This window comes from Parafrankia elaeagni (assembly GCF_000374165.1).
GTDB lineage: Bacteria > Actinomycetota > Actinomycetes > Frankiales > Frankiaceae > Parafrankia > Parafrankia elaeagni.
Genome location: NZ_KB893746.1, coordinates 1 through 18,461, shown reverse-complemented (window position 1 = coordinate 18,461; position 18,461 = coordinate 1). Strand labels below are relative to the sequence as shown.

Sequence of the window (18,461 nt, the reverse complement as noted above, 5' to 3'; positions counted from 1 at the left end):
CTGCCCCGGTCGCGCCGGGCGTAGGGCAGCCCGTCAGCGCTTGGCGAACAGGTGCGGGGGTGGCGGGCCGAAACGCCCGCGGAGGAAGTCGAGGAGGCCGCGCAGGCGTCCTTCCACGTTCCAGTAGGGCCCGCGCCGGGCCGGGACGACCGCGCCCGACGCCAGGTGCCACAGCGCGATACAGAGCCGGATGAACACGTGGTAACGGCCGGAGTGCTCCCGCACGAGCAGCAGCGTGTTGCGCAGCTGCAGGTAGTCGATCGACGCCGAGGCCGAGCCGACCGACGGGTTCCGGACCATCGCACCCCGCACAAGGCCGGACTCCCAGCCGGCGGCAGTCGCCCGCAGCGCGAGGTCCGCCTCCTCGCAGTAGGCGAAGTAGCGCTCGTCGAAGATCCCGACCTCGTCGAGGCAGGAGCGCCGGGCGAGCATCAGCGTCCCGTGCGGGTGGCCGACCGGCTCCCATCCCTGCTCGACGCGGGCCGGGACGAGGATCCCGCCGAAGTAGGGGTCGATGACCGGTGTCGCGCCGTCACCGACGTCCGCGCAGGCCAGCCCCGCGCGTGGGTGCTCGGCGAGCACGCTCAGCATGTTGCTCAGACAGGTCGGCTCGGGCAGCGCGTCGTGCGGCGCGAGCACCACCCATTCGCCCGCGTCGCCGTCGGCGAGGAACCGGCGGTAGCCGATGTTGGCCGCCGGACCGAAGCCCAGGTTGCTGCCGGCCAGCACGACCGCGACATCGGCGGCCTCGACCGCCGGCACGGCCTCCGAGCCGTTGTCGACGACCGTGATCGTGACGGGGACGTCCTGGGCACGGAAGGCGTCGATCGTGTCGACGAGGCGCGCCGGCTGGTTGCGGTGAACGATGACGACCTGGAGAGGCTGCACGAATCAGTGCTTACCTCAGTAGGCCGCCCATTCGCGGTCGAAGGGGACAGAGTGGCAGTCAGATCGCCGTGATCGTCGTGGGTGCGCGCTCGGCCCGGCTGAAGGCCCGCAGGACGGCCGTCGGCCCGTGCCGGTGCGCCGCCAGACGGGTCAGCAGGGCCAGGACGGCGTCTGTCGCCGGCACGGGCAGCGCCGGTGTCGGGACGTCCACGCTCACCGCCAGGTCGTCCGAGTGGACGGCGATCTCGAGGATGCGGGTGGCCAGGAAGTCGTCCAGGGACAGCACCATCGACGCGAAGCTCACGAGCCGCCCGGCCGGCTCCGCCGCCAGGCGCCCGGGCAGGTCTCGGACGGCGCCGTCGACGCGGCGACATCCAGGAAAAGCTCTCTGTCCATTGCCATGGCACCTATTGTCGCCCTGCTGTCCGTGCCCTACTTCGAGGACGGGGCCCAGGGGCCGACACCGCCGATACGCTGCACCGAATAGGGGACCATGACCGAGACCTGGGGACTTCCGTCCGCGTTGATGGTGCTCAGGTGCGCCGACGGGCCGGATGCGACCAGATCCTTCAGGGACTGTGGAAGACCGCTGCTCATCTCGTGCTCCTTTCCGGGTTCTCACCGAATGGTGAGGCCAGGCCTGCCCGCACCCTGCCCGGCGCTGCCGGGCAGGGTGCGCCTTCGCTACCTGACCCGTCGGCGCGAGCGGCGCCGTTACGCGGCCGGGCTCGGGAGAATGGTGAACTGGACGAGCGTGCGGCTGGGGACGAAGGTGCTGTCACCCAGATACTCGATGAAAAGGTGTGCTGCTATCGGAGCCGTGCGGGGAGGGTTGGACGGGCGCTGCTGCACGGTGATCGTCGCTCGGCCCTGGGCGTCGAGGGTCGCCTCGAACGAGGGCTGGGCGAAGTCCTCCGCGTTGCGAACCTTGCCGGTGGGTATGCCGCTGGCTCCCGGCAGCGGCACCACCTGAACCTCGACGGTGTACGGCTGGCCGTCGACAGGCGAGCCGGGAACCGACGCGATGACCTCTGCGTTCGGGATGTCCACCGACACCGTGGCCCGGTTCGGCTGGAAGTTCGCGTCGCCGCTGTAGTCGAGGGTCAGCGGGTGGTATCCCGGCAGCAGGTCGATGTCCAGGATGCCATGTGCGTAGGGATTGCCCATGGGCTCGTCCGGCTTCGCGATCGGCACCGTGCCCAGAAGCCTGTTCCCTTCGTGCACCGTCATGGTGCCCGTCGCCCACGGGATCTGAGCTCCGGGCGGTGCGGCGGGTGCGACGCCGACCTCGAGACCGTTCGGTCCGCGGTTGGCGCCGAGAATCACCGGCGTCCGCGCGTCGCTCGAGGGCGGGGAAGCGGGGGTCGGCGAGGAGGCCGGGGGCGTCGGGGCCGGAGTGGTGGGCTGCGGCAGCGTGGGTCCCGGGGTCGGGGTGGTGGTTGTGGCCGTCGGGGTGGGGCCCGCCGTATCTCCAGGGTCGGTCGATGAAGCGACGCGGACGGAGCCGGAGCCTGGCGGCACCGGGAACGTCATCGGCGTGCGCGAAACAGCCCGAATCGATTCGAGCCAGGCAGATTACCGACCGACCTGTTCATGAGGCGGGACGGCCCGAACACATTGTTCGGCCGTAGGGAGTCCGAAATCACTGGTATTGCCGTCGGCGATCTCGGTATTCCCGGGGAGCAACCCGCCGTCCCACATGTGGCCAGCTCAGACGGTAGGGCCACGCAGAACCGTCGGAGACGAGGCGGGAGGGCGACGTGGCCGAGCCAGAAACCGCCCGGCCACGTTGCCCGTCCTATGAGCTTCCGCGGGCGGGAGCAGTTACTCCGCCGCGCTCACCCGCGTCACGGAGCCGGGCAGGTGGCACCGGCCCAGCCCATGACCATGCAGTAGGTCTCGCGGCTCACCTTCCACTGGCCCTCGCTGATCACGGCCGTGCCGCCTCGCACACCGAAGTCGACGCCGCCCTGGTAGGTGACGTGGAACCGCAGCCAGGCGTTCCGCGGGTCGGTGAAGGTCACGTCACTCGTCGTCACCGAGGCACTGGATGTCGCCTGCGGGAAGTTCTGCTGGGCCTGCGCGAGGGTGGCGGCCAGGGCCGGGCCGTCCTCCACGGCGGCGAGGCTGTGCGCCGGGTCCCCGCTGCTGGTGAACGCCTGCGCGTAGGCCTGCCCGATGGCGGCCCGCGCCGCGGCCGCGTTCTGCGGCGGGCGACCGGCCTTCGGCGGGCAGGGAACGCCGACCGTGCCGAGGATGGCGCAGAAGGACGCGCGGCTCACCTTCCACCGCCCGTCACTGACCACGGCGGTGCCATCCCGCACACCGAAGTCGAGGCCCTCCGGGTAGGTGAGACGGAGGCGCAGCCAGGCGTTCCGCGGGTCGGTGAAGACGACGTCGCTCGTGGTCGCCGCGGAGGCGGAGACGAGCTGCGGGACGTTCTGCGTGGCCAGTGCCAGGGTGCCCGCCAGCGCCGGGCCGTCCTCCACCGCGGCGAGGGCGCGGGCGGTGTTCTCGCCGCTGGTGAACGCCTGCGCGTAGGCCTGCCCGATGGCGGCCCGCGCCGCGGCCGCGTTCCGCGGCGGGCGACCGGCCTTCGGCGGGCAGGTGGCGCCGGCCCAGCCCAGGACCATGCAGTAGGTCTCGCGGCTCACCTTCCAGCGGCCGTCGCTGACCACGGCCGTGCCGTCCCGCACACCGAAGTCGATGCCGCCCTGGTAGGTGACGTGGAAGTGCAGGGCCGCTTTCCGGGGGCCCTGGAGGGCTATGTCGCTGACGGCCACCTGGGCGGTGCTGGTCGCCTGCGGGAAGTTCTCCGTGGCCAGGGCGAGGGTGCCGGCCAGGGCCGCGCCGTCCTCGACGGCCGCCAGGGCGTGGTCCGGGCCCTGACCGCCGGTGAGAGCCTGCGTGTAGGCCGCGGTGATCGCAGCCTGAGGGGTTGCAGGGGTCGCAGGGGCCTGCGTCGGCCGGGGCGGCATCGGCCGCGGCCCGGGCCCGCCGGCCATTGCCGCCTGCGCGGGGATCGTCGCCACCACGGCGGTGGCGACCAGCATCAGCCCGGCCAGGCGCCGGCCCCGGGAGCCCCGGGAGCCCCGGCGGCTCCGGGTGCCCGGGCCGCTGCGTGTGACGCCGGTGAGACCGGTGAGACCGGTGGTGCGGTGATCGGCCGGGTGGCTTCCCGGCCGGTCGGACATCGTCATCGTGTCCTCCTCTGCGGCCTGGTTGCCGCAGAGGGTAAAGAGTCCATCACCCCCGAAAAGGTTCACATCACGAGAACAACAGTGGGCAGAGCTACGCCGCCGGAGGACGGGATCGAGCTGCCGCGGCGGTTCGGGCAAGCGAGTCCGGACAGGCGAGTCCGGACAGGCGAGTCCGGACAGGCGAGTCCGGACGAGTGTCAGCGGCTGATCGGTTCGAGACTGGCAGCCAGTCGGTGGACGTCGCGACGTCCACGCCCCTGTACCCAGACCTGGGTGCCGGCCCGCTCGAAGCGCAGATGGACCTGGTCGGGGTCGCCGCTGGGAGACCACCGCCGGGCATGGGTGCCGTCCGGCAGCTGGATCGGCTCCCATTCCGCCGGATCCGCCATCCTCGCTCCCCCGGACTGCGTGAACCACCGGCGCCAGCCGCCGGGTCCGCCGGGTCCGCCGGGTCCGCCGGGTCCGCCGGCCGAAGGATGGGCGACGATGACGGACCCGCCCTCGTCGGTGTCGACGACTCCGGTGTAGCGCTCACCGCGCGGGCTCAGCACGGTGAAGTCGACCTCGTCGGCGAGCTCGGCGAGCGGTCTGGCTCGCCTGATCGGGGATTCGGTCTCGGCGGCGGTGCCGACCGTCGCCAGGTCGAAGTGGGCCGGGTCGAGCGGGGCGTCGAACCGCGGGTCGCTCAGCCAGCACCGCTCGACCTCCTGGTCGGCGTGCCAGGTGGTCAGGTCCAGCAGCACACCGGTGGCGCTGTCGACGACAAGATCATAGGCGTCGCCGTCGGTGAGGCTGTGCAGGCTGGGTGTCGACCAGAACTCGTTCTCGCGTGGCTGGGCACGCAGCCAGGTCGCCGGCCGCCCGTGCCAGTCCAGTGCGTCGTAGGCCTTCAAATGCAGGCAGGGCAGCAGCCGCCAGGGTCGGACGAAGACGAGTTCGCGGACCCACCGGGCGGTCAGGCCGGTGCCGGGATCGGTGGCCTGCGAGCCCCGGACGTGCCCGGCGCAACGCTCACGCCACTCCTCCCCCCGCACCACGTCCCCCCGCACCACGGCCCCCCGCACCACGGCGACCACCGCGCCGGTGGCACCGGCGCCGCCGTCCGCGGCGGCCACCGCGCTGGCGTGCCATTCGACCCGCAGCGAACGAGGGGTGGCGAGGAGCGAACCGCGCTGCTCGTCCACCGCGACCGCGGCGACCGGCGCGCGCGGGAACCCTGGCGGCTGGATGTCGGCAGGGATCCCACGCGCAGCCGCAGCCGCGGTCCGAGCCCTGGTCAGCGCGGCGCTGTCGGCCCACCAGTGAAGGTCGGCCCGCAGTGATGCCCACCGCCCGGCGCTGGTGGACATGCTCTCCAGGGCGTCACCCAACAAGCTCACGCAGTAACCGTCGCACGAACAGGCCGATGATCGTGAGTCTGCGCCCGAGACCCGGGCCACCGCGTGACGCGGCGAGCCCGGCGAGGGCTGCGCCGACGGCGGTGTTTCGTCAGCGCACGTGGGCTGACGCGGGCGCAGGGGCCGAGTCGCTGTTTTCCCGCCCGTCCGTCCCGCGCTGCCGCGGAGCGCGCGGCTCGCCGTCCGGTCTGTCGCCCGTGGACCCGTCGCCCGTGGACCGGTCGCCCGTGGACCCGTCGCCATCCTGCATGCCGGCGGGGTCCACGTCGTGCTCACCGGTCTCGCTGAAGGCGCGGGAGCGCTCCTCGGCCTCGGCGCTGCCGGTGAACAGACGGGCGTCCGAGATCACCTCGGGTGCTTCCTTCTCCAGCCGGACGCGTTCCGTGGGGACGGATCGTCCGCCGTGCCCGTTCCGGGAACCGAACTCGACCGAGGAACGATCGAGCTCGATTCGGGTGCGCGGCAACGCGACCGGGTGCCGGCGCCGCAGCCAGTCCACCAGTGCCTCCCGTACATGGCAGCGAAGGTCGAACGTCGTCGGCCCGTCCTTGCCGCTGACGAGAACCCTGATCCGCACGTGGTCGCCGATGGCGTCGGTGACCTGCAGGACGCTGACCCTTCTGTCCCACAGCTCGGTGTTCTCCACGATGCGGTGCATCTCGGCCCGCATGTCGTTGACGGGGACCGACCAGTCCAGGTCGAACTCCACCGCGCCGAGGACGGCCGATTCCCGGCGGGTCCAGTTCTGGAACGGGTTCGTCGTGAAATAGGTGGACGGGAGGATCATCCGGCGGTCGTCCCAGATGTGCACGACGACGTAGGTGAGGGTGATCTCCTCGATTCTTCCCCACTCGTCCTCGACCACGACGACGTCGTCCACCCGGATGGCGTCGGTGAACGCCAGCTGCAGGCCGGCGAAGACGTTCGCGAGCGAGGTCTGCGCCGCGAGACCGGCGATGATGCCGACCACTCCGGCGGAGGCGACGATGCTCGCCCCCGCCACGCGGACGCTGGGGATCGTCATCAGCATCGACGCGATCGCGATCAGCGAGATGACCAGCACGGTGATCCGGCGCAGCAGGATCACCTGGGTCCGGATCCGGCGGGCATGCCTGTTGTCGGCGATGTCCATCCGGTAGCGGGACAGGGCCAGGTCCTCGACGACGAAGGCGAGAACGCCCACCAGCCAGGCGATCGCCGCGATCAGGGCCAGGCCGAGCACCCGCACGGTGGGGGGCGTCCAGGACTGTTCCACGGTGGCGTTCGCGGCCGTGAGCAGCCCGAGGACGACGAAGGCGAAACGCGTCGGCCGCCGTCCGCGGACGGCGAGGTCGCGGACGATCTGCGAATGCCGGCCGATGCGGCGCAGAACCCGGTACAGGAGCAAAGCGGCCAGATAGCCGACGATGGCGGCCCCGGCCATGATCACAAGGACGCCGAGGCTGGAGTCCGTGCCGTCGATGCCGGGGATGGAGCCGAGCGCAGAACGGTCGGTCATAGGCGAAGCTCCTCGCATAGCGGTAGCTGTCCACAGGCCAGGCCCGGTATGCCCGCCTCCGTCCGGGTCATGCCCTGCTTTCGGAAAGGTGCCACGCTTCGGCGGGCCGCCAGGTCACCCGGTCGCGGAGGGGCCGCGACCGGAGCCGGCGAGCTGGCGCGGCGGAATCCGGCGGGTGAACACCGTCGCGAGCAGCGCGACGAGCGCGAGGACCGCCAGCGAGGCGCGCAGTGCCGTGACGCGGGCCCGGGCGTTCTCGTCGACGATCACCTCCGCGGTCGGCGCGGGCACGCCTGCGTCGGCGAGGCCGGCCTCCAGATCGTGGTCCGACAGGAACGGGGCACCCTCTGTCAGCCGCACCGTGGCCTGTGCCGCGAGGTCCGGCGGTGCCGCGGGGTTGTCCCGCACGCCAGCCAGGAACGACGTCGTCAGGCTCGCGATGAGCACCGTACCGGCCACCGCCGTGCCGATCGAGGCGCCCAGGTTGGTCACCGTGTTCTGCACCCCGCCGACCTCGGCGCTGTCCTCGTCCGCGACGGAGGAGACGGTGACGCTGCCCAGCTGGGACGCGAGCGCGCCGATGCCGAGGCCGGCCAGCAGCAGCGGCCAGGTCACGATCTCCGGGCCGGCACCGAGATCCAGCAGCGCGATCATGGTCATGATCCCGCCGAGGAGCGCGAGGAAGCCCAGGCGGACGATGCGGCGCGGGGAGGCGTGCGGGAGCAGCCTGGGGATGCCGACGGCCGCGGCCAGCAGCGTCGCGGACAGCGGAATCAGCCACACCCCGGTCTCGACCGCGGACAGCCCCAGGGACACGGAGAGGAACAGCGGCACGACGAAGAACAGCCCCGCCTGCAGGAGGTACTGGAAGAAGAAGGACGTGAGGCCACCCAGCAGCGTCCGGTTCCGCAGCATCGCGGGGTCGAGCAGCGCGGGCCGTCCGCGGGCGATCCGCCTCTCCTCCCACCACAGGAAGACCCGCAGGGTGAACAGGCCGGCGAAGATCAGCCAGCAGGCCGGCGAGAGCCCCAGCCAGGCCGGTTCGCCGTCCTTGGGCCTGACCAGCCCCCAGCTCCCCGCCCGCAGGACGCCGTAGACGACCAGACACAGCCCCAGCGCGGAAAGTCCGGTTCCGGTGAGGTCGAGGCTGGCACTCCACCCCCGGGATCCACCGGAGGGCTCCCCTGCCGGGGACTCGGCCATCCGGCGGGTGAAGGCCAGGATGACCAGCACGACCACCACCTCACCGGCGAACACCCACCGCCAGGACAGATAGGTGGTGAACAGGCCGCCGACGAGCGGTCCGGTGGCGACCGCGATCGCTCCCGCCGAGGCGACCAGGCCATAGGCGCGCGGACGGTCGGGGGGCGCGAAGTTGGCCGCCACCAGGGCGACGATCGCCGGCATGATCAGCGCCGCGCCGATCCCCTCAAGCACTGACCAGCCCACGGTGAGCACAGCCAGATTTCCGGCGAGCGCCGTGGTCAGCGACCCGCAGCCGTAGATCACGCAGCCGACGGCGAAGACCCGCTTCCGGCCGAAGATCCTCCCGAGCCGACCACCGGTGATCATGAATGCGGCCATGACCAGGGTGTAGAAGGTGATGGCGGTCTGGATGCCGCTGACCGTCGTTCCGACGTCCGCGGAGACGGTCGCGATCGAGACGTTCATGACCGAGCTGTCCAGGGTCATCAGGAACTGACCGGCGCACAGCGTGGGCAGGACGGCCCTGTCACCGCCCGCCGCCCTGGCCGCCACCCCGGCCGTCCCCGTTCCCGTCCCGGCGCTGGCCATCTTTCCTCCCCACGAATGCGGCTCCGCCGAATGTCGATGTCCGGGCTCCGGCCATCCGCATTGTTGACCGCGGCCGCCGCATTGTCAGCGCACGACGCCGGGGGCCTCGGCGGGATCGGCCGGGATGCCGGAAGCCGGCCGACTATGTCGAACCGCACCTGGCGAAATCCCGGCGCAACGGGGGCCGTGCCGGGCGTACGGCATTTCGAGCAGCTACAGTCGGAATGTCGCGGGCCTTTGACGGCAGCGCGCTGTGCCTGGGGGGGCGACTTCTTGACCGGCGAACATGACCTGATCGCGGCTGCGTTGCCGGGCTACGCGGTACACGGCGAGATCGGCCATGGTTCTTTCGGTGTCGTCCTGTCGGGCCGGGATCGACTGAACCGTCAGGTTGCGATCAAAATTGTTCCCGGCGTGGACGGCGGTAGTGTCGACGCCAGGGCGGAGGCCCTCACCCTCACCAAGGTCGATCACCCTCACATCGTCCGGGTGTACGACTACATCCAGCTGGACGACCGCGCGCTGATCATCATGGAGCTGGTCGGCGGCGGCACACTGCGCGCGCGGGCCGTGCGAGGACTGTCCCCGGCCCAGGTGTGCGCGGTGGGTCTGGCCACCGCCGCCGCGCTGGGCCACGCCCACAGCCGGGGCGTGCTGCACCGGGACGTGAAGCCGGCGAACGTGCTGTTCACGGAAGGCGGGCAGCTGAAGGTCGCCGACTTCGGCATCGCGCGGGAGTACACGGGCTCGGACCTGCGGACCGCGACGGCGGTCGGAACCCCGCGCTACATGGCGCCGGAGCAGTTCCTGGCGGGGCCGTTGGGGCCGTCCACCGACCTGTACGCGCTGGGCGTCATCCTCTACGAACTGCTGGCTGGCCGGCCGCCGTTCCGGGCGGCCCCGACGGGCGCGCAGTCCTCGTCCGAAGGGCTTCGCCGCAGCCACCTCGGCGAGGCGCCGCCGCCACTGCACACCGCGCCCGCTCCGATCGGTGCGGTCGTCCTGCGGGCACTGGCGAAGCGCCCCGCCGACCGGTACCAGACAGCGCGGGACTTCGCCGCCGCGCTCGCCGGCGCCGCCACCGAGGCGCTCGGTCCCGACTGGCTGCGCCGGGCGGGCCTGGTGGTCGGCCTGGACGACGACATCCGCGCGCTGGCGACGAGCGACCCGGCCGCGGTGCCGCTCCCCGGCGGCGGGCTGCCGGCGGCGCGGGGCAGCACAGGCCTGACTGTGCCTGCACCCGGACCGCCGAAGCCCGCGGTCACCCTGGTCGTACCGCCGACTCGCCGACGGCCGGAACCACCCGCACCGCCACCGACTCCCTCTCCACCCCAACCACCGCGACCGATGCTGGGGCCAGGGCCGGGGCCGGTGTTGCGGATGTCCCTGCCGCCGGGCGGCCCGGTCCCCGGTGTCAGTGGCTCGGGCGTCAGTGGCTCGGGCGTGGTCGCGGGCACGGCGGCGCTGCAGCGGGTCGTCGGTGAGGAGTCGCGGGTCGTGATCCGCACCGGCACCGACGCCGAGTACCGCAGGCTCGGCTACCGGACGGCCGTCGCCGCGCTCGTGCTGCTCACCGCGGTGGGACTGCTGGTCGCCACGGCACTGCTGCTACGCGGATGACGCAACTGCTCGGCGGATGACGGTGCCAGTGCGCGAATGACGGTGCCGGGGCGCGGATGACGATGCCGCGCTGACGGCCGGACTGGCCGGCAGGACGACACGCCTGCCGGAATCGAATCGGGGGGACCATGACGGAATCGCTGCTGGGCCCGGATGACGCGGCCTGGTTCGCCGAGCGCGGCACGGCGCTCGTCCGCAACGTGGAGACGTTGATCCGGGGCAAGACCGAGATCGTGCGGCTCGTGGCCGTCTGCCTGGCGGCCGAGGGTCATGTTCTGATCGACGACGTCCCGGGCACCGGCAAGACGTCGCTCGCGAAGGCGGTGGCGAACTCGATCGCCGGCACGATGCGGCGGATCCAGTTCACCCCCGACCTGCTGCCCACCGACGTCACCGGCGTGCAGGTGTGGCACTCCGGGACGGAGACCTTCGAGTTCCAGCCGGGCCCGGTCTTCGGCAACGTGATCCTCGCCGACGAGGTGAACCGCGCCTCGCCGAAGACCCAGTCGGCACTGCTGGAGGTGATGGAGGAGCAGCAGGTCACGGTGGACGGGACGCCGATCGCCGTGCCGCGCCCGTTCCTCGTCGTGGCCACCCAGAACCCGGTCGAGCACGGCGGGACCTACGACCTGCCCGAGGCGCAGATCGACCGGTTCATGATGCGGCTCACGATCGGCTACCCGGACCACGGCGCCGAGGTCGAGGTGCTGGCGAACCGCCGGGGCGGCCGGTCGGTGGACGCCGTCACGCCCGTCCTGACCACCGCCGACATCGACCGGATGATCGGGATCACCCGCCGGGTCCACCTGTCCGAGCCACTGCTCGGCTACATCGTCACCCTCGCCGCGTCGACGCGGCGCCGCCCGGAGGTCAGGCTCGGGGTGAGCACCCGGGGCGCGCTGGCGCTCGCCGCCGCCGCGCAGGCACACGCGGCGGCCGACAGTCGGACCTACGCGACACCTGACGACGTCAAGGCGCTGGCGCCGTACGTCCTCGGGCACCGGGTGCTGCTGCGCCCGGAGGCGGAGATGTCCGGCCTGCGCGCCGTGGACCTGATCGGGGAGACGGTCGCCGCGGTTCCGGTCCCGAGCCAGCGGCAGGCCACCCGTTGATCACGAGGTCCGGCGCCGCGATGATCGCGGCCGCGGGGGTGCTCGTCGTCGCGGGGGTGCTGCTCGACTACCCCGAGCTGATCGTTCTCGGCCTGGGCGCCGCCGTCGTGGTCGCGGTGGCCGCCGGCTGGATGCTCGCCCGGCCGGACGTCACGATCGAGCGGGAGATCCGCCCGGACCGGGTCGCCGAGGGTGATCCGGCGCTCGCAGTCCTGCTGGTGACCAACACCGCGCGGCGCCGGTCGCCGCCGATCGTCGCCGGTGAGTCGGTCGGCGGCCGCCACGTCGGGATAGCGCTGGCGAGCCTGCCCCCCGGCGGCAGCCAGGAGGCCCGGTACGAGCTGCCGACCACCCGCCGCGGCGTCTTCGAGGTGGGTCCGCTGACCGTCGGCCACGCCGATCCGCTGCGGCTGATGCACGTCCGGCGCGGGTTCCCGTCCCGTTCGGTGCTGCGGGTGCACCCGCGGCTGCTGCCGGTCGCGCCGCTGCCGACCGGTGGCTCACCGGACGTGGACGGGCCGACCTCCGCCTCCGCCGCACCCGGCGGGGTGGCCTTCCACGGCCTGCGCGAGTACGTGCGGGGCGACGACCTGCGGCTCGTCCACTGGCGGTCCACCGCGCGCACGGGCACCCTCATGGTTCGCCACAACGTGGTCCCGCGGGAGCCGCGGATGCTGGTCATGCTCGACACCAGCGCGGATCCGTACCAGGCGGACCAGTTCGAGGACGCGGTGCGCATCGCCGCGTCGCTGGCCGCCGCCGCCGTGACGCACGGGTTCGGCGTCGAGGTGCGCACCACCGGTGGACGTCACGCCGTGGCGGAACGCGGCGCGGCCCCGTCGACGGCACTGCTCGATCTCCTCGCCGACGTCGGAACGGCTCCCGACGACCCCGGGCTGGGGGCGCTGGCCACGCTCGTCCCACGGGAGGGCGGGATGGCCCTCGGGGTCGTGACCGGTCAGGCGCCGGTCGCGGGCACCGCCACCGTGTCGAAGGTCCGCGCCCGGTTCGCGATGGTCAGCGTCATCCAGGTCGGCGCGCGGCCGGGGCAGCCCGGTCCGGTGGTGCGCGGCGCGCTGGTGCTGAACGTGCGCGACAGCGACGACTTCGTCACCGCGTGGAACACCCGGGTGGTCCGGTGACCGGCCCGACACCCGGTCTGGGGACGGGCGGCCTGGGGACGGGCGGCAGCGTGGGACGTCCACTGCCGCCCAGGTTGCACAAGCTCGTGCCCGCGGACATGGAGCTGGCGGACATCTCCGACGTCGCCACGCTGCGCGTGCCCCCGGGGCAGCCGTCGGCTGGTCAGGTCGCGGGGCCGGACTCGGCGCTCCGGTCGCCGGCCACTGTGCAGGTCTCCCCCGGGCCGCCGGATGCGGCCGGGCGGGTGCGGCGGCGGCGCCCGGCGCAGGTCACGCTGGCCGTCGTACTGATGGTGCAGGTCGCGGCGGCCTTCAGCGGCTTCTTCGCGGGCGCGGGGTTCCTGCTGTCGCTCGGCGGGACGGTGCTGCTCGCCGGCGGGCTGGCCACGGTGCTGGCCGCCCGGCTTCGCCCGGCCGACATGGTGGTGCTGGCCGCGGTGGTCGGCTGGGCGCCCTGCGCGCTGGTCGCCCTCGTCGCCGCCCGGGGCGCCGCCGGCCCGCCCGCGTTCGGTGCCGCGCTGCGGGACGGCTGGGCGGACCTGCTCACCGTGGCCCTGCCCGCGGACCCGACCGTCGAGCTGCTCGTCATCCCGAGCCTGGTGCTGTGGGTGATGACGGTCGCGGCCGTCCTGCTCGTTCTGCGGACCGACGCGGTGCTGCTCCCGCTCCTGCCGGTGGTGCTCGCCGACGTCCTCCTCCTTGTCGTCACTGCGTCGGGTGGGCGGTCGCAGCTGCCGCTGACCGGCTGTCTCACCTTCACCGCCCTCGTTCTGGTGCTGGTCAGGACGTCCCAGGCGGCCGGTTCGGCCGGTTCGGCCGGTTCGGCCGGTTCGGCCGGTTCGGCGGAGTCCGCCGGGTGGCTGACGCTCGGCCTGCCGCTCGTCGCGGGCGCCGCCGCGGCCGCCACCCTTGGCGCGAGCATCCTGCCGCTGGCGGACGGTGCCGAGCGGTTCGACCCGCGGGACCACCGCGAGCCTCCGGTCGTGACGGCACCGCTGCTCGACCCGCTGGCCCAGGTTCAGGTCGAGCAGCGGGCGAACCCACCGCGGTCGCTGTTCACCGCCCGGCTGTCGTCCACCACCGGCCAGCTGCCCGTCGACCGGCTGCGCATCGCCGCGCTCGGCGACTTCGACGGCGCCGACTGGCGCGACGAGGGGCTGTTCGTCCGGGCCGGCGGCACCCTGCCGGCAGACGGCCCGGAGGTCACCGTCACGACCACGCAGGTGGGCATGGAGGTCACGATCGACGGCTGGGGCGGGACGCTGCTTCCCTCGATCGGCGTGCCCGTCGGGCTGCGGGGCCGGGCGGTGTCCGTGCAGCCCGGCTCGGGCTCGCTCGCGGCCGTCGCCACCCCGCGGACCGGCGAGGGCTACCGGCTCCGCGCCGAGGTCGCGACACCCGACGGCGAGGCGCTGCGCCTGGCCCGGGCGGCGTCCGGGCCGGCGACGGACCGCTATGCCGCGCTGCCACCCGGCCTCGCTCCGGAAGTGGCCCAGCTCGCCGACGAGGTGACGGCCAGCGCGGCGACGCCGTACGACCGGCTGGTCGCCCTGGCGGACTACCTGCGCGACCCGGACCGCTTCCCCTACGACGGCGGCGCCCCGCCGGGCCATTCCTACGGTGCCGTCGCCCGCCTGCTGGGCGTCACCGCCACCACCGCCACCGCGCCGGGCCAGGTGACCGGTGCGGGCGCGGCGGGCGCCGACCCGGCGGCGGACCGGCGCGGCTACGCCGAGCAGCACGCGGCCGCGTTCGCCGTCCTCGCCCGGGCCCAGGGCTTCCCGACCAGGATCGCGGTCGGGTATCTGCTCGACCGGGCGTCCACCGACGGCCCCGGTGGCTTCGTCGTGACGACCCGGCAGGCCCATGCCTGGCCGGAGGTCGCCCTGGACGGGATCGGCTGGGTCGGGTTCGAACCGACCGACACCAGCAGGCTCGGGCTCGCCCTGGCGCCGGCGGACCGCCCCGCCACCGGCGGTGCGGGCCAGCAGGACCTGAACGTGAACGTCGTCGCGCCGGTGGTCGTGCCCCAGCTCGACCCGGCCGGGGCAGCCGCCGGCGGCGGCGAGCGGGCCGGGCGTACCTGGCCCGGCTACGCGGCGGCCCTGCTCGCCGCTCCACTGCTCGGCCTGGTGCTGGTCCCGCTGGAGAAGCGGCGCCGTCGATGGCGGCGGCGCCGCGCCGGACCGCCGGCGGCACGGATCGCCGCGGCCTGGCGCGAGGTCTGCGATCGGCTCACCGAGCACGGCCTGCCCGGGTCTCCCGCGCTCACCCCGCGGGAGGTCGCCGGACGGGCCCGCGAACTACCCGCCTGCACCGCGGCCGCGCACCACCTCGGTTCGTTGGCGCCGCTGGTCACGATGGCGCTGTTCGGGGCGGCCGAGCCGGGCGAGGACGAGGCCCGCCGTGCCTGGGATCTCACCCGGCTGTCCAGCCGCGCCCTCGGAAGCCGCCTCGGGCGGATCCGTGCGTCGATCGACCCGCGTCCGCTGCTGCCGCGCACCCGGGCGGCCACCCGATGACCCGGCAGATGACCCGGCAGGAGAAGAGCATCCGCGACATGCGCCATCCGAGCAGAGGACCACTTCGCAGAAAGCTGTTCCACAGAGGACGGCTCCTCCTGAGAGGACGGCTCCTCCTGCTGCTGCGGCTCGCGGTCGCGCTGGGGCTGGTCGCCGGCGGTCTCGCCGTCGTCAGCCGGGGCGGCGGTGTTTCCGCCCGGCAGCTGGCCGCCGAGGACGGCGCCGCATGGCTGGTGTCGTCCGCGACCGGGCAGGCCGCCCTGGTGGACGGCGCGTCATCCCAGGTGGTGGCCCGGGTCGCCGTCGGGGCGGGCGAGCTGTCGTCCGCGCAGGCCGGGCCGAACGCCTACGTCGTCAACAGCACGGCGGGCAGCGTGCTGCGAGTGGACGGAGCGACCTTCGCACCGACCGAACCGGTGCGCTTCGGGACGTCCACCGCCGCGCGGCAGCTGCAGGTCTTCCCCACGAAGCAGGCCGCCTTCGTCGTCGACGGACAGTCCGGGCTGGTCACGACCGCCGACCCGGGCACGCTGCAGACCCGGGGCCTGCAGTCGATCGCGGCCCGCGCCGGGACCGGCGGAGTGGTCGCCGACGACGCCGGGCGGCTGTGGCTGATCGACCGCGGCGGCGGTGGCATCGTCCGCCTCGACGAACGGGGCCGCAAGGTGCGCGCGCCCGCCACCGCGTCGGACGGCGGCCGGCTGGTCCTGGTGGCCGGCCGGCCAGTGGTGGTCGACGCGGCGGCGCGCACCGTGCTGCCACTCGGTGACGACGGCGCCCCCGGCACGCGCGCCTGTCTGGACACCCTGCCCGCCGACGACTCCGTGGCGGTCCTCGGTGACCAGTCCCGGCCGCGGGTCTACGCGGTCAGCGGCCAGCGCGGAACCCTCGTGATCACCGACCTGGCGACGGGCAGCTGCGACACCGTCCTCGACCTCGCCGCCGCCGGCCATGCCCTCGGCCAGCCGCGGCAGGCCGCCGGCCGGGTCTTCATCCCCGACTTCACCGACGGGCGGGTGATCGTTCTGGACGCCGCCGACCGCCGGATCGTCGCGCGTCCCGAGGTGCTGCCCGCCGGCACCCGCTTCGAGCTGGTCGCCCAGGGCCCGTACATGTTCTTCAACGACCCGGGCAGCTTCCGGGCCGGCGCCATCCGGCTGGACGGCAGCGTGCGGGTCGTCGAGAAGTACAACCCGGACCGGCCCGGCGCGGGCCTGGCCGGCGGCGCCGGGAACGGCGAGACCGACCAGCCCCGTGACGACGACGGGACGCGGAACGTGTCGGCCCCGCTGCCGCCGACCGCACCCACCCCGCGGGTCACCCGGCCGAAGACCGTGCCGCCCGCCGCGCCGGTGGGTAACACCGGCGTCGCCATCCAGGTGTCGGCGTCACGCGTGGGCGTCGGCCGACCGGTGACACTGCGGCTGGTGGCCCGGGACGGCACCCGGATCGCCGGGGCGACCTGGTCCTTCGGGGACGGGACGACTGGCGGCGGCGCCCAGGCGAGCCACGCCTGGTCCCAGCCCGGTGACTACCTCGTCATCGCGCACGCCGCCCTCGCCGACGGCCGGCACGCCGCGCCCGCCGTGCGCGTCACCGTCGACCAGACCGCCCCGCCGCCGGTCCCGGGAACGGGCGTCGACGTCCAGCCGGGTGGGCCGGACGACGGGCTCGCCGACGCGCTCGTCGCGCGGCTGACCGTCGCCCCGGCCAGCGGCGCGGCCCCGTTGCGGGTCACCGCGGACGCCACCGGATCCACCGCCGGCACGGCGCCGATCGCCGGGTACGCCTTCGACTTCGGCGACGGCACGACGTCCGGCGGGCCGGGCACGGCGTCGTCCGCCACGCACACCTACGAGGAGGGCGCCGCCGGCACCACCTTCACCGTGTCCGTCGCCGTGACCGACGAGGCCGGGAACGTCAGCCGCGCCAGCCAGCCGGTCACGATCACCGACACCGGCGGCCCTGCCGTCCCGACGATGACGGTGGCCGCGAGCGGGGACCGGTGGCGGGTCAACGCCCAGGCCGGGACGGGCGGCGCCCCGACCACCCGCCTCACCCTGACCGCCGACCTGCCGGACGTCACCGTCACACCCGTGTCGGACACCGCGTTCGACGTCGTCCCGACCAGCTGCGCCGTGTTCACCGTGACCCTCACCGCCTACGCCGACGACGGCGCCTCGACCCCGGCGGCACCACGGCCGCTCGACCCACCGGCGGACGGGCTGATGTGCACCAGCAAACCGCCGGAGCTGGTCGTGAACCCGGCCGAGGGGTTCGGCTTCACCGTCGCCGTCCGCAACCCGGGGCCGGCCGGATCGGTCAGCTACGAGTGGTCCTACACCGCCGAGGGCGGGGACGGTGGCGGCCTCGGCGTCGAGCCCCTGGGCGACCAGATCCGCTTCCGCACCCCGGACTGCCGCCTGATCACGGTCACCGTCACGGCGACCGGGCCGGGTGGCCCTGCGACCTCCGAGCCGGTAACCGGGATGGGCTGCACCGTCCCAAATCCGATCGTCCTCACCCGCACGGTCGTCGGCACGCAGATCACCTGGACGTGGACCCTGCCGTCCAACACCCACGTCGAGACCTACTTCGTCTCCCACTCGTATCCGGGGGCCGGGGGCGAGGACGGGGATGGCGGCGCCACCTCCGACCCCGGGACGTCCTACACCGTCGACGGCGTCCCCGGCGGCACCTACGGTTTCGGCATCATCGCCGAGAACGCCGCCGGCCGCTCCTCAGCCCACGACGAGGTCACACTGCCCTCTGGGGTCCCGGGCCCGGGGCCAGGTGAGGAGGGCAGCCCATCCCCATCCCCATCCCCGTCCCCGGGACCGGGACCGGGACCGGGACCGGACGAGTCTGGACCTCCGCCGACAACCCCGGCTCCTCCGCCAACGACGCTGGATCCGGATCCGACCACGCCCGCACCGGTCCCACCGCCGACGGAGGACCCGCCACCGCCACCGCCGGAGTCAGTGCCGGAACAGCAGCCACCGCCGGAACCGGAGCAGCCACCGGAACCGGAGCAGCCGCCGGCCGCGGCATCCGGCTGATGCGTCGAGACGACCAGCGCCGGCCCCGGCGCGGCACCCCCCGGGGCCGACGTGAACGTGCACGTGTCGTCGGAGGCGTCGGGCTGGCTGGTCGTGGTCCGACGCCTGTGGGTCGCATCGGGTGATCTGACGCTGTGTCTGGTTTCTCGCCGCGCGGTCGAGTGCTGCGTTCGCGTGCCTAAAGGGCCACCTGTGTCCGTCCTGCCCGGAGCCTTGACGGATCGAGAGG

Annotated in this window: 13 protein-coding genes; 5 read left to right on the top strand and 8 right to left on the bottom strand. The window is 73.7% G+C overall.

Annotation, left to right across the window (positions count from 1 at the left end; all coding sequences use genetic code 11):
* Positions 1–33 precede the first annotated feature (33 nt).
* The 8 genes from B207_RS0122660 to B207_RS0122630 form a co-directional block, all read right to left on the bottom strand.
* A complete protein-coding gene (locus B207_RS0122660) occupies positions 34–888 on the bottom strand; it encodes a glycosyltransferase (protein WP_018638892.1) in 855 nt (284 codons plus the stop codon).
* A gap of 58 nt (positions 889–946) precedes the next feature.
* Complete coding sequence (locus B207_RS35035) at positions 947–1,177, bottom strand: hypothetical protein (RefSeq protein WP_230205174.1); 231 nt, start codon at positions 1,175–1,177, stop codon at positions 947–949.
* A gap of 143 nt (positions 1,178–1,320) precedes the next feature.
* Positions 1,321–1,485, bottom strand: coding sequence for a pyridoxamine 5'-phosphate oxidase family protein (locus tag B207_RS40770; protein ID WP_018638890.1), 165 nt, complete (start codon positions 1,483–1,485; stop codon positions 1,321–1,323).
* Between the two features lie 117 nt (positions 1,486–1,602).
* Positions 1,603–2,118 carry a hypothetical protein gene (locus B207_RS0122650; protein WP_154675553.1) on the bottom strand — a complete coding sequence of 172 codons (516 nt, stop codon included), beginning with the start codon at positions 2,116–2,118 and terminating at the stop codon, positions 1,603–1,605.
* Between the two features lie 617 nt (positions 2,119–2,735).
* Entirely contained in the window at positions 2,736–4,088 is a 1,353-nt protein-coding gene (locus tag B207_RS37165) for a hypothetical protein (protein WP_018638888.1), read from the bottom strand.
* Between the two features lie 197 nt (positions 4,089–4,285).
* Entirely contained in the window at positions 4,286–5,467 is a 1,182-nt protein-coding gene (locus B207_RS0122640) for a hypothetical protein (RefSeq protein ID WP_154675552.1), read from the bottom strand.
* Positions 5,468–5,576: 109 nt separating this feature from the next.
* On the bottom strand, positions 5,577–6,983 hold the full coding sequence (locus B207_RS0122635; RefSeq protein ID WP_018638886.1) for a mechanosensitive ion channel family protein: 1,407 nt from the start codon (positions 6,981–6,983) through the stop codon (positions 5,577–5,579).
* A 114-nt stretch (positions 6,984–7,097) separates the two neighbouring features.
* Entirely contained in the window at positions 7,098–8,777 is a 1,680-nt protein-coding gene (locus B207_RS0122630; protein WP_018638885.1) for an MFS transporter, read from the bottom strand.
* Positions 8,778–9,050: 273 nt separating this feature from the next.
* On the opposite strand from B207_RS0122630, the gene B207_RS35025 reads away from it, so the two are divergent.
* From B207_RS35025 to B207_RS37160, 5 genes are all read left to right on the top strand, one after another.
* The gene (locus B207_RS35025; protein WP_051102627.1) at positions 9,051–10,397 is read left to right on the top strand and encodes a serine/threonine-protein kinase; all 1,347 of its coding nucleotides are present in this window, start codon (positions 9,051–9,053) and stop codon (positions 10,395–10,397) included.
* Positions 10,398–10,525: 128 nt separating this feature from the next.
* Complete coding sequence (locus tag B207_RS0122620; protein WP_018638884.1) at positions 10,526–11,509, top strand: AAA family ATPase; 984 nt, start codon at positions 10,526–10,528, stop codon at positions 11,507–11,509.
* Positions 11,506–12,651, top strand: a complete 1,146-nt coding sequence (locus B207_RS0122615; protein WP_026311334.1) for a DUF58 domain-containing protein — start codon at positions 11,506–11,508, stop codon at positions 12,649–12,651. The genes B207_RS0122620 and B207_RS0122615 overlap by 4 nt, the downstream gene beginning before the upstream one ends.
* A complete protein-coding gene (locus tag B207_RS35020) occupies positions 12,648–15,173 on the top strand; it encodes a DUF4129 domain-containing transglutaminase family protein (protein WP_154675551.1) in 2,526 nt (841 codons plus the stop codon). The genes B207_RS0122615 and B207_RS35020 overlap by 4 nt, the downstream gene beginning before the upstream one ends.
* An 8-nt stretch (positions 15,174–15,181) precedes the next feature.
* Positions 15,182–18,232, top strand: coding sequence for a PKD domain-containing protein (locus tag B207_RS37160; RefSeq protein WP_018638881.1), 3,051 nt, complete (start codon positions 15,182–15,184; stop codon positions 18,230–18,232).
* Positions 18,233–18,461 lie beyond the last annotated feature (229 nt).

Bases quoted from the DNA above. Each gene is read 5' to 3' on its own strand.
- B207_RS0122620 (WP_018638884.1), top strand. From the start codon at position 10,526: ATGACGGAATCGCTGCTGGGCCCGGATGACGCGGCCTGGTTCGCCGAG.
- B207_RS0122650 (WP_154675553.1), bottom strand. From the start codon at position 2,118: ATGACGGTGCACGAAGGGAACAGGCTTCTGGGCACGGTGCCGATCGCG.
- B207_RS35035 (WP_230205174.1), bottom strand. From the start codon at position 1,177: ATGGTGCTGTCCCTGGACGACTTCCTGGCCACCCGCATCCTCGAGATC.
- B207_RS40770 (WP_018638890.1), bottom strand. From the start codon at position 1,485: ATGAGCAGCGGTCTTCCACAGTCCCTGAAGGATCTGGTCGCATCCGGC.
- B207_RS37160 (WP_018638881.1), top strand. From the start codon at position 15,182: ATGACCCGGCAGGAGAAGAGCATCCGCGACATGCGCCATCCGAGCAGA.
- B207_RS0122635 (WP_018638886.1), bottom strand. From the start codon at position 6,983: ATGACCGACCGTTCTGCGCTCGGCTCCATCCCCGGCATCGACGGCACG.
- B207_RS37165 (WP_018638888.1), bottom strand. From the start codon at position 4,088: ATGACGATGTCCGACCGGCCGGGAAGCCACCCGGCCGATCACCGCACC.
- B207_RS0122630 (WP_018638885.1), bottom strand. From the start codon at position 8,777: ATGGCCAGCGCCGGGACGGGAACGGGGACGGCCGGGGTGGCGGCCAGG.